The sequence below is a fragment of the Bacillus cereus group sp. MYBKT111-2 genome, assembly GCF_051915205.1.
Classification (GTDB): domain Bacteria; phylum Bacillota; class Bacilli; order Bacillales; family Bacillaceae_G; genus Bacillus_A; species Bacillus_A paranthracis.
On sequence record NZ_JBQAEG010000010.1, the window covers coordinates 112,740 to 125,185 of the forward strand.

Below are 12,446 nucleotides of genomic sequence, written 5' to 3' on the forward strand. Positions count from 1 at the left end.
AGATCCCTTTTATGGATCTAGGTTAATTTCAATACATAAACGTAATCGTCACTAAAGAATATCCTTCTTTCGCATTATACGGCTCCGCTTTATAAGAAACACGGTTCGCCCCTTGCGGATAACCGATTTCCCCAATTGCTTTTTTCACATCTTGCAATGCGCCATCCATTGATTGTTTATAAAGGATTTCGATCTTTGGTGACTTTTCGTTATAACGTTGCTGCATTTTATTTTTTAATTCGTTATAGTTATTTGCGATGTATTCATTTCCTAAATAGTTTAACTTTGTATCTTTTAATATTTGCTGATAGGCAGGGATTTTCGTACCACCTGCAGCAATTTTATTTGTTAATGTACTATAATAATTTGTTGTAGCTTGCGGATAGTCCCCGCGGTTCCACTCATGATTTCTTGCGATTTGCTCATCTGATAAGTTGAAATAAGAATATGTTACGCGGCCTTGTTCATCTGGCAGAGGATCATCGAATGTTGTATCAAGGTGATACCATTTGTTTTCGATTTTCACTAAGTTCCAAGCATGAGGCTGACCGTCTCCAGTTCCTACTACAAAATGATTCTCAATTCCTGCTTCTTTTAATAATTGATAAGTTAATAGTGCGTAACCTTGGCAAACCGCAGAACGATTTACGAGTGCTTCATATGCTGTGTAAGCTTTATAAGACGTATCATAAGAAACATGTTTTACGACATAATCATGAATCGCTTTCACTTTTTCGTGATCATCCATCCCAACTTGTGTAATAGAAGAAACAATTGCCTTCGCTTGCTTCATTACATATTCTGTTTGTTCTTTCGTTTCACGATATGTAATTTTTAGTGTAAACGTATAATTTCCAGGTGATCCAGAAAGTCCATATGAAACATTCGATCTATTATTATTTGTATACTCATTTTTACTTGCCACTTCTTTATAAGCGTTAAAAAGTGTATTCATCACTTCTTTTGTATTACTATTTGTCGTTTTATATGGAAGTGTAATATTCGTTTCGTACGCATTAATACGCTTTTGCACTTCATCTTTAAATGCTGCTAATAGTGCTGCATCTCCTGTATTTTGCACCGCAACCGCAGGCTTTTTATACTGCAAAGCATTATATAAAAACTGTGCATATTGTTCACGCGTTACCGTTTTAGCAGGTTCAAATTTCCCTTCGCCTGTACCAGATGCAATCCCGTTTGACTGCACCGCACTAATCGCCCCTTCTGCCCAAAAACCATTCGGAACATCATTAAATGTATGCTTTTGCTTAGCCGAAACTTGAAAAGCATTTTTAATAATTTGCGCCATTTCTGCACGGCTAACAGAATCTTTCGGTCTAAAACCTCCGTTTCCATCCCCGTTAAAAATCCCTAATTTCGTTAACGTTAAAACCTCTTCTGGAAACAATGTGGATCCTGAGCGAATATCTCGATACGGATTGTTTAAAGTAGATCCATCTTGTAATACGTAACGAGCACCATCATTACTAAACGTACCACCTTGCTTATTCGGTAACAACGCACGATAAATTAAAGCTGCAACTTGCTCTCTCGTCGCAACATCACCGAAACCAAACTTCCCATTTCCATAACCAGAAATAATATTTTTACTCGATAAATCTTTAATCGCCGGATACGACCAATGCGACGTAGGCACATCAGAAAAAATACTTGCCTCAGCTGCTCTTACATCACTACCATTTGTATATAGTAAAGCACCACCAATAAGTGATAATGATGTAATTGATTTTAGTAGTTTTGTGTACATAATTCCTTCTCCCAATATCTTTTCTATTTATGTTATTTTTTGTCGAAAAATCTAAAAGAATATGACAAAACATATTATACTATTAAAATTTTTTGAAGGATATATTAGGTTTTGAAATATACAAAAATTCATATTGTTATAGGGATTCATGGTGATATTATGTTGTTTTATTTGTGGATATATAAATAGTAACTCGTTATAACTCCCTCATGATAATCTCTAATTTAGTATTGAAATTCTCTAAATCTCAATGTATTATATTTTTGTATTTTCTCAGTTTCCCAAGCCGAGAAAACATCATCACTTCTAAAAGGACCCGAACTCCAGGGGGTCCTTTCTTTTATTCCTCATTTTTATAAACGTATTTATCGTTTTATCTAGTACAATACTAAGAGACTCTCGCGTTTGCTTTCGTGCCATATCACCACTTATTTCATTATACAAGCTACAGCCTTTTCTAATTTCTGGAGAGCAATGTATTTCCTTACTAATCCTAAACCAATAGTATGATTTTTTAAATCGTCTATAATAGCTGTTTGTTCTTGGTTTCCCCTTGGAGATGAGCAGTTAGTTTTTGCTAACTGCTCCTTTATTTATAACAATGATCAAATTCTTTAAAATAACTCTTCTTTATTTCTCAATATAAGAAACCTTGGATTTTCATTAACACTCCTGTAGTATATAAACAAAGAGTAAGGTAAGAGTTACTCTTTGCCATTTTAGAAAAGGTTCTGTTGGAGACAGCAGAATCTTTTTTCATATAGAGATAGTTTTACTAAATTTTTCACTACTAACCACAAAAATATCCTATAATCTTTATATAACAAATAAACATATTAGGAGCGGATCAAATGCCAGTTACACTAGAACTTATTCTTTTCATTCTTATAGCAATTAGTGCTATTGGCTATTTAATAAAAGAATTTCAAAAAACTAGGAAAAGAACACTTGGAATTTCACTAGAATTCTTGGTTCTTTTCTGGTCAATATGGAGAATATCGACTATCGTAATCTAATTTATAAAATATGAATTCCTTCGAATAAAACTCAATATTATGTCCATAATGTTGATAGGCTGTATGCCAAAACTCATTTAGTTTTCTCTGTATCTCCTTGTATTGAGCAGTTAGCACTTGCTAGCTGCTCTTTTATTTGTCACCTTGTTAGACAAGCTTTCATATAATGTATTCATTCCTTTCTTATAAATTAAGCTCGTCACTTGAATTATAAAAATGGGATTATATCCTATAACATTTTCAGGAATTATCCATATTTTATTTCTGAAAAAGTGCTTTATTTTGCTGAAAGGTGGTTGCGGAAACAACCGCCTTTTTATTTATGAAAAATGAGATTTTTATTAAGCTTCATTACAAAGTATGTTATTACTGGTACAATCCGGTATAATAGATACAGATCAAACACTGAAAGGAAATATGACAATGAAAAGATATTTTAACTTCATTTCACTTTTCTTAACTGTACTTGTAATAATTAATCTTACAAATATACATACGAAGTACCAATTCTTTATAGGTGCATCTATAGCAATATGTTTAACTATTATTTCTACAAATGAAATTATAAAATTCCTTGCTACTAGTAGCTTATTAGTTTATGGATTTGCCGCTTTTACTTATTTAAGTATTGCTTGCTAACTTTCAATTTCGTTTTATATTAAAATAACATTTTTATTTAACTTCATCACGTTAAGTTATATAGAAAACTATATATAATTGAATATTAAAAATGTTATTTCGATTCTAATATAGAGGCACATACGACTTTTTTCTTTGTTTATGAAGTTCTTACATAATAGTAAGGACCTTTTTTATTTCAAACACAATTTGTTCATTTTTTTGATACATTTATGAAACATTCATGTGTTATCTTCAGTACGTTCTATTCTTTTTATAATGTCGTGTGAGATATACCAAAACGTGAAACCCTAGACCCCTTAAACCTAGGGCGATTTTATTTAATTACTAGTTTTCATCAACCCGAGAGCTTAGTAATTACCTCTTCAGGCTCAACTCTCTCCCTTTTGAGAATTGAGCCCTTTATTTATAATATTATCTCCATACTTCCTACTTATTTGTACAAAATTCTACTTCAACCTCTCCCAAAAACTTTAATATCACATAAAGCTTACGTAAAGATTGCTATAATTCAATTATTCCCTCAATAAACGTTATATAATAAAATTGAAAATATCCAGTTTGCATACAATTGTCTTTCTGTATGACATATAACTCTTTTGCTAAGAGAAATCCTAGCTTTTTTATAGAGAATCAGTTTAAAAATCAAAAATAAAAGAACCTCAATACATGAGGTTCAAAAAATCTACTATTTTAAATTACCTTCGTAAAAAGCAACTCCATTTTGAACATGCTTTAAATACCATGTAATCGTCCCGCCACAAACATTTTCATTAAAACTATTAGCATATACTCCATTTGAGTAATAAAGAGTTCTTTTAAATTTACCATTAGAATACTCATAAGGAATTGAGCATGCTGCTTGCTTTGGAGAACTCACAGCTTTTTGCGTATCAGCTGAAGCCGCTCCAATTCCTCCTGTTAATGCAATACCAGTTGCCAATAGCCCTACTACTAATTTCTTAAACATAATAAATCCCCCTTTAATAGTTTTTATAGCTAACAACTTAAATGTATCACTTTTGTAATTTATGTAAATATCTTGAATATGTAGAAATATTTATTTAATTTTTGGTAATATTAGGATTTTATTTTATCAAATGAAAAATAGAGGAATTTAGAGAAGTATGTAACAGTGCATAATAAAGTGAAACTTTAATCAGCGGGGGGTTCTTTATCCTCCACTGATTATTAGTTGAACCAATCGGACTTTTATGGACAGTTGATCCCCCACCTAACTTCTTTGCTTTCGCTGGAGGATTTGCTTTATTAGTTGTATTATTTATTCTATTAATCATTATCGGATGCAGTTGTTTCTGCTAAAAAACTATTAGAAAAGGTACCTATATGGGTACCTCTTCTTTATATGCCTTATTCATTATCTCGTTCCAAATTTTTATCACGATTGAATTTGTTTTTTCATTTTTCGTATTCATCATACCTGAAATAAGAATCGATTTCAGACATGTGTTTTTAACGAAAAGAATTGGGGACCATTTTTTCCCACAAAGGAAATACCTTTTTGAAAATCTCTACCATGGAAGGATCAAATTGTGTACCAGATCCTTCTATAATACGTCTATACGCTTCTTCAGGAGATAGAGCCGAACGATAAGCTCTTGAAGAAGTCATCGCATCAAAAGCATCTGCTATTGCAACAATTCTTGCGCATAATGGTATTTGATTTCCTTTTAGTTTTTGAGGATAGCCCTTTCCATCCCATCTTTCATGATGAGAAAGAATTATATCTTCGCTACCTTTTATTAAAGATATATTTTTAAAAACTTCTAATCCTAATTGTGGGTGTGTCTTAATAAGATTATATTCTTCTTCTGTAAGAGAAGATGCTTTCTTTAAAACTTCATCCGGAATACCTATTTTCCCTATATCATGTAATAAACAAATAAAATGAAATTGTTTTAAAGATTCATCATTATATTCATTTGTTTCTTTAGCAAGAAGAGTAGCATAATTGGCTACACGTTCACTATGTCCTTTCGTATATTGATCCTTTAATTCCATTATCCTCATTATCGATAAAGCTGTTTCTTTCATTTGTTTTTCATAGGATGCTTTAATTTTTTGTACTAAAAATTTTAATGAAAGAAATACAAAAAATGACGTAACAAAAATGATTAGAAACAATAATATTAATGATATTGGATAATTAATTTCAAAATAATAAATAGCAATTAAAAATCTACATACCATACAAATAGATACCGTTAGAAGATAATGAATACTTAAAAATAAAGGTGCAGAAATTACTAGGAAGCACTCTAAATATGGGATATGTAAAGACGAACCTGGATCACGTATAAACATAAGATCATATGCCAAAAGATAAATAATACTAACACCAAGAAAAATATATTTTGTAAACATTTGTTTATTCATTTTTTGTAAACACTTATTACATAAAAAAAATGAAATGAAAATAAATAAAAATACGAGTTCAAATAAAAGCTTCTCTAGTGTAAAATCCTTTCCAAGAATAAAATGTTGATAAATATTATCAAACAAAAGAGTACTACAGGGAATAAATAGAAACATGTTTATCGGTTCTTTCGTTTCAATATTTTTAATCCCTTTCATCATTTTACACACCGCCAAACTTTTTTAATAAAAACATAAGTTCATATAGATATTATTAATAATATCCAAGAATAGATAATAGTGCAAAAAATACCCTTTCTCATAACCTATAAATGGGGTACCGCCATGATAGGAATGTATAAAGAGATGGATAGGGTTATAGAAAAAGAAAAAGGCGAATTCCTTTTGAAATTTGGAATTCGCCTTTTTCTTGCTACCGATAATGAGACGTTATATTAACCTCATATGTATAGAATATACAGTAAACTAAAAAGGAAAATTTTACATTTTTTATTGTTTCTTATAAGTGAACTATTTGTATTCCTGCCTATATAATTTAAACGAATAAATAGCTCCAATAAAGAATACAAAGGCTTCAAATAATATAAAGATTTGACGGAAATTCTCGATATCTTTACCAACTAAAGAAATAAATATGCAATTCATTAGAATTTGAGTAGTAAACATACAAGAAATAATTTTAAAATAAATAGGATTTGTTCTTTCATCTGGTTTACCAATTTTTTTGTAAATAATAATAAGTGCAATTACTGAACCTAAAAATAGAAGTGCTGTAAGTCCTACAACGATATTGAAATTTCCTGTACTTTCTAACATCCATTTATTTAATAGATCAATCATTATTATCTTCCTTTCCTACATAAGAGAATATTTCTTTCTTCTTTTTCACTATAATAAAAAAAGAAAAAGGAAAACATCGAACTTTCTTACAAACATTCTTGTATTCTTACAATTTTGTCATTTTGCAAATGTATTCATCGCCTTTCCTTTCATTATTTTCTTTGGAAAACATAGTAAATTACGAAATAGAGCGCTACATGATCAACTTCCAAGAAGTAGTACACCAAACCTCTTAATTCATGCAGTTAGTATGTGGACTACTAATGAGTTATCGATTAAGAAGATAAAGGAATGAGAAATACGATGAAGAATTAGAATAGATAATGTAAAAAGTGGAAAGAGGGGAAAAGATGAATCTAAAATTAATAGATGTAACAGAAGAAAATTTCATAGAAAGAATACTCGGTGCATCATCTCAACGCGCTGAATAGGTACATTATTGCATGTTAAAAATTTAACTTAAGGTGGAATTGTATATGACTGAAGATAAAAGACTGAAAAAGCCGGTGGTAAGTTTTATATTACTAACCAACATTATTTTTTGGCCACTTTTTCTGCTTGTAGGAATTACAAAGTTATTACATTTTCCAACTTGGATTTTTGATGTAATGCTCTGCATATCAGCTTGGTCTTCCACTTTTGCTTTTATGTTTCTATTTAAAAGAATTTATCCTGGACAAAGTTTTATTCAATTCGTAAAAGATAGATTTAAAAATAAACTTAACTACTCTAGCGTTCTTACTGTCAGTATGATTCAAATAATTATATTTTTGACAATGCTGTTTCTCATTTCGACTAATAGTGAAGCAGACTCTATTTTTAATAGAACTACATGGGGCGTGTTACTTTATTATGTTGTTAAAACTATTGTATCTGGACCACTAGGAGAAGAATTAGGGTGGCGGGGTTTTGCATTAATGGAGCTCCAGAAAAAATACTCGCCATTAAAATCTTCAATCATTATTGGTTTTTGGTGGGGAATGTGGCATCTACCTATATGGTTTACTACAGGTTTTACAGGCAGTAATTTAATTAAATATATTTTATTTTTTATGATTGCAATTATATCTACTACAATTATCATGACAACATTTTATAATTTAAATCAAAATTTAATTGTTCCAATCATCATCCACTTTTTCTTTAATTTATTTATTGGCATAATAAATGGACAATTAATTGAATTAATTATGTATACTGCAATTTTTTATTTAATAGTTGCAATTTTACTTATAGTTATAAATCCAAAGAAATTTTTATATGGAAATAAAATCAAAAAAATTATTAATAAAGAACAGGATTCGATTTAGTAATAGTTTTTAGTTTTTACATGCTTGCTCTATACAAAATTAGTAGACATAGCGTCTCATTGCCGATAGTCAACGATGCATAAAATTTTCGTTACGGGGGAGTTGTATTTTCTTAGCTTGATGGTGATGTAACCTCAACTTAGTAAAATATCATTTGGATGCGATTCCAATATATATTATTAAAACTACGAGGGTTCTTGTCAGAGAAGGGCACCTTTGGATGTCTTCTCTTTTAGGGCAAGGAATAACATTTACCGGGATATATATGAAAATAAATTATCTGATTAAAAAATAAAAAAACGCTCATTTGAGCGTTTCATCTCTATACCTAATAATTACTTTTTTCACTTAAAACTCTTCTTCAGTAATAAGCCCTTGATCTAATAGCTCTTTATACTTCAATATTTTATCAGCCCCACGGCTCTCCGTGTGTATATTGTATAACGCTTGTTGTATTAACCTTTGTTTGGTCTGTTGAAACATTTACTCCATTCAATAGTACGAGCGTAATTACAAATCCAATTGAACTACTTATCATTCTTTTCATTTTAAAGCCCCTTTCTGAAAACCTTTTTCTTTTTCTTTATAGCCTAAATAAAAGTATTCACTAGATTTCATTGAATTTCCTTCTTTATGATATTTAACCGCTAATTTTTCAGCGTATTCCTGGACATATTGCCATAAACCTACTTCATTAAAGAAAGAAATTCCTTTAGAAATAGCTAACTCTAATTCTTCAGCAGAAACATTCTCATTCATTCCCTTTAGAATGGTAAAATGATGTTCATATTCTTTTTGTTCTAGTTCATTACAGATTACTAATCCTTTTTCAATTAAAGAGGCTGCAAGCTTTGTTTTTCCTAACTTTAAATTCTCTCTAGCTTCCAAAAAAATCGCTCTAAAGTGATTCGGGATTTTTTGTGATACTTCTGATAAATAACGAAGCGCTAAATCAGACAGGTTTTGCTCTGCATACATAACCCCTAAGCTATGTCGAACTCGTAACATCAGCTCTTCTTCATTCTGCTTTTTCAAAATATCCAGAGACGACATAAAATAAACTTCTGCCTGTTCAAATTCATTTAGCTTTACACATGCTAACCCAAGAACATTGTCACATGCCGCGACCTTCCTACTATACCCGTACAGCCCTTCAAATATATTTCTTGCTCTAGTTGCATATTGAATAACTAAAATAGGCTGGCAAACATGATAATAGTAGCTAGATAGCTTAAAGTTAAATTCTGCTTTTTCGATTGGATCCTGAATATTTTCCAACAAAGATTCTGCTATTCCATAATGCTTTTCAGCCACTTTAAAATCACCGTTTACCGTAGCATGAGAAGCCTTAAAGAAATGGTAATAATATAATAAAGATTCATCTGATGGCGCTTCATCTAACTTCATTTTTCTTAGATCATTCTTAGATATGTCAGATTGATGGGGATAAAACTCTGCACTTAACATTTTAAATCTAAAATCTAAAAGTGAATAAAACTCTGTATTCTTTTGATTTTCTTCCATACTATTAATTTTTGTATCAATACTTTGTTTTAATTCCTTTGCCTTAACGAAATTCTGTGAACGAATTTCTCGATACCAATCATGTAAAAGTAAAGTGATTTCTTCCTTTTTTATTACGTGTACACTCATATAGCCCCTTCTCCTTTGTCTATAGATTACTAATATAATAACAAAAATAAACCTAGAAAACATTTAATTTTCAGAATACTTCTACTCAAAAAAATTTCTCAATACATTTTCACCATTTCAACTCTTTAGACTTATAACTTTTTCTGTTCCTTATTCGTTTCTATATAAAAAATAAACATATAAATCGAAGATACTATAATTTTTTATAATTCTTGATTTCTCAATCTTCTTGCATGATAAATTTCTCCATACTAATTAACAACTAATATTAAAACTATTAATCCAATAAATCCTTAGAAAAAATGGTTATCTATACACTAACTTAGTTAAATATGGATATTTTTCAAGGAGATAAAAAAAACTAATCCCTATAAGGGATTAGTTCAATATCTCAAAAGCTATTATATTACATAGTTTTATGAGCAAACGTTATATAATGTTGTGTGGGATACATAACCTGTCATCCCTTTATAAGTAACTTTTAACCACTGTTTAGAATTACTATAATGCCCTTGAACATACTCACCTGTTACCCATGTTCCAGTAATTTTCTGACCACTAGTAAATGTATGTAAGACAGGTGATCCCACAGTGTAACCACTGCGCATCTTTGCACCATATGTACCTACCGTACCTCCCTTTGCACAAGCTGCTACTACTGTTTCATTTTCAGTAGTATTCGTAGCCGCGAAAGCAGAGCCGTTAAATGTAAATAAAGTAAACATAAAAGCTGTTAATAAAGTACAAATAGATAAGCGACGTAACAAAATAAATTCCCCCTTTTTTTATAATTTATTTCTTCACAAACGATTATCTTAAATATTCTAACTATTTTCAATATATTAATGTTGAGAAATATTAGTTGTATTTTTGAAATAAAATTTTATCAAAAATAGTAACAAATTCATATTTTACAGAGAGCCCGAAAATAGTCTTCTACCAACTATATAAAAGCCCCTTCACCTTAAGGCAAAGGGACTTTCTCATTCCTATTTCAAACTACCCGCAATCTCCGTAAAGATAACTCCAAGCGCATGTGCACCTGCATCTGGATATCCTAAACTTCTTTCGCCAACTGTACCAGCGCGGCCCATGCGAGCTACGATTTCTTTTGTGTACTCTGCTCCTTTAAGCGCTGCTTCTGCTCCTTTTTCAAAGGCAGTTTTCATGTCTTCTTCGCTTGAAGCGCTAGCTAACCAAGAGTCTACACATGGAGCAAGTGCGTCAACAAGCGTTTTATCACCAACTACCGCTCCTCTGCCGAATGATCTTTCACCGATCGATTGTATGCCTTGCAGTGCTGCTTGCAACATTTCAGCGAATTCTTTCACTGTTAGCTCACGTTTTTCGCCTGCTGCTTTACTAGCTGCGCGGAATGCACCGCCCCAAATTGGACCAGATGCGCCGCCGCAATGTTCCATAATAATCATGGAACAACCGTCAAGGAATGATCCGATCGTTACGTTTTCTTGTTCTACAATCGAATGCCACTCACGTTTTAATTGCTTAAATCCTTTTGCTACACTCATTCCGAAGTCTCCATCACCAGCATGCGTGTCTAGCTCACAGAACGGTACTTCATTTTTAATAATAATATCGCTCATTTTATCAACGAGATAAATCATGTTGTTTAATGTGATAACATTCTCTTTAATCACAGCGTGCTCTTCCGCCGTTTCTAGTTCAAAGGAAACTTCCTTCTCTTCTGCCTCTTCAAGTACATTTACATACTCAACACTTTCAACTGGCCCATCTACTTTAAACGCAGGTGTATTACACTCTTTTGATAATAACGTTTTCAGATCGTCATCTAGCTTCATCACTGTTAAAGACATACCTGCCATATCAATACTCGTCATATAGTTACCGACGAATACTCTATTAATTTTAATGTTTCTAGCAGCTAGTTCTCTCGTCACTGCGTTGTTAAATAAGTAAAGCTCTTGCAGTGGTGTTCCGCCAAAACCGTTAACTAGCAGTGCGATTTCCTCGCCGTCTTTTACTCCTAAATCTTTCATTAAATCATTTGTCATACGGTTCGCTAATTCATCTGCTGACAACATTTTTTCACGTTTAATTCCTGGTTCGCCGTGAATACCTACGCCGTATTCCATTTCATCTTCCGCAAGTGTGAAAGTAGGTGATCCGCTCGCTGGAACTGTACAAGACGTTAACGCTAAACCGATTGTGCGCACGTTAGCCGCTGCTTTTTCTGCTACAGCTTTCACCGCTCCTAAATCCATACCTGCTTCCGCTGCTGCACCAGCAATTTTATGAACTAAAATAACGCCCGCAACGCCGCGGCGCCCTACTGTATATAGACTATCTTCTACCGCAATATCATCGTCCACTTTTACGTAGTCAACTTCAATTCCATCTTCCGTCGCTAAATGCGCTCCGTTTTTGAAATTCATAATATCGCCGCTATAATTTTTAATAATTAATAACGTACCTTTTTTACTAGCTGTCTCTTTAATCGCTTGGTATACCTGAATTTGTGAAGGTGACGCAAACACATCTCCGCACACTGCCGCATCTAACATTCCTTTTCCGACTAATCCCGCATGTGCCGGCTCATGACCACTACCGCCGCCACTAATTAACGTTACTTTGTTTTCGTTCATTTCTTTCTTCTTAATGACTTTATATTTTTTCAAAAGCTCAAGCTCTGGATGAGCCATAACCATTCCGTTGCACATTTCCATTACTAATGTTTCTGGTTTGTTTATAATCTTTTTCATTGTGATTCTCCCTCAATTCCTTTAATATATTGTGATATATTTGAAATCTTCTTCTTACTATCCATGTTAAAATGAAAGCGTT

Annotated in this window: 10 protein-coding genes and 1 pseudogene; 3 read left to right on the top strand and 8 right to left on the bottom strand. The window is 32.0% G+C overall.

Annotated elements, in window-relative coordinates; translation table 11 throughout:
- Positions 1-28: 28 nt before the first annotated feature.
- On the bottom strand, positions 29-1,768 hold the full coding sequence (locus ACTFNE_RS23165; RefSeq protein WP_270705493.1) for an S-layer homology domain-containing protein: 1,740 nt from the start codon (positions 1,766-1,768) through the stop codon (positions 29-31).
- Positions 1,769-3,207: 1,439 nt separating this feature from the next.
- Here ACTFNE_RS23165 and ACTFNE_RS23170 point away from each other — a divergent pair.
- Entirely contained in the window at positions 3,208-3,423 is a 216-nt protein-coding gene (locus tag ACTFNE_RS23170; RefSeq protein ID WP_331386727.1) for a hypothetical protein, read from the top strand.
- Positions 3,424-4,111: 688 nt separating this feature from the next.
- Here the strand turns inward: ACTFNE_RS23170 and ACTFNE_RS23175 are convergent.
- Positions 4,112-4,393 carry an LCI fold-containing protein gene (locus ACTFNE_RS23175; RefSeq protein ID WP_000473834.1) on the bottom strand — a complete coding sequence of 94 codons (282 nt, stop codon included), beginning with the start codon at positions 4,391-4,393 and terminating at the stop codon, positions 4,112-4,114.
- Between the two features lie 278 nt (positions 4,394-4,671).
- On the opposite strand from ACTFNE_RS23175, the pseudogene ACTFNE_RS23180 reads away from it, so the two are divergent.
- Positions 4,672-4,746, top strand: a pseudogene (locus ACTFNE_RS23180) (YjcZ family sporulation protein); the annotation flags it as partial.
- 150 nt (positions 4,747-4,896) lie between these two features.
- Here ACTFNE_RS23180 and ACTFNE_RS23185 read toward each other — a convergent pair.
- Positions 4,897-6,021, bottom strand: a complete 1,125-nt coding sequence (locus tag ACTFNE_RS23185; protein ID WP_046199498.1) for an HD-GYP domain-containing protein — start codon at positions 6,019-6,021, stop codon at positions 4,897-4,899.
- 309 nt (positions 6,022-6,330) lie between these two features.
- On the bottom strand, positions 6,331-6,660 hold the full coding sequence (locus ACTFNE_RS23190) for a hypothetical protein (protein ID WP_042515627.1): 330 nt from the start codon (positions 6,658-6,660) through the stop codon (positions 6,331-6,333).
- 476 nt (positions 6,661-7,136) lie between these two features.
- Here ACTFNE_RS23190 and ACTFNE_RS23195 point away from each other — a divergent pair, with 476 nt between their 5' ends.
- Positions 7,137-7,970, top strand: coding sequence for a CPBP family intramembrane glutamic endopeptidase (locus tag ACTFNE_RS23195; protein ID WP_270705489.1), 834 nt, complete (start codon positions 7,137-7,139; stop codon positions 7,968-7,970).
- 409 nt (positions 7,971-8,379) lie between these two features.
- Here the strand turns inward: ACTFNE_RS23195 and ACTFNE_RS23200 are convergent, their stop codons facing one another.
- The 4 genes from ACTFNE_RS23200 to dhaK all read right to left on the bottom strand — a co-directional run bounded on the left by ACTFNE_RS23200 (position 8,380) and on the right by dhaK (position 12,364).
- Positions 8,380-8,517, bottom strand: a complete 138-nt coding sequence (locus ACTFNE_RS23200; RefSeq protein WP_071727048.1) for a Phr family secreted Rap phosphatase inhibitor — start codon at positions 8,515-8,517, stop codon at positions 8,380-8,382.
- Positions 8,514-9,623 (bottom strand): RapH N-terminal domain-containing protein, encoded by a 1,110-nt coding sequence (locus ACTFNE_RS23205; RefSeq protein ID WP_046199495.1) that lies wholly within the window; start codon positions 9,621-9,623, stop codon positions 8,514-8,516. The genes ACTFNE_RS23200 and ACTFNE_RS23205 overlap by 4 nt, the downstream gene beginning before the upstream one ends.
- 416 nt (positions 9,624-10,039) lie before the next feature.
- Complete coding sequence (locus tag ACTFNE_RS23210; protein WP_000946187.1) at positions 10,040-10,390, bottom strand: SH3 domain-containing protein; 351 nt, start codon at positions 10,388-10,390, stop codon at positions 10,040-10,042.
- A 222-nt stretch (positions 10,391-10,612) separates the two neighbouring features.
- The gene (gene dhaK, locus ACTFNE_RS23215) at positions 10,613-12,364 is read right to left on the bottom strand and encodes a dihydroxyacetone kinase subunit DhaK (RefSeq protein ID WP_270705486.1); all 1,752 of its coding nucleotides are present in this window, start codon (positions 12,362-12,364) and stop codon (positions 10,613-10,615) included.
- Between the last annotated feature and the right edge of the window lie 82 nt (positions 12,365-12,446).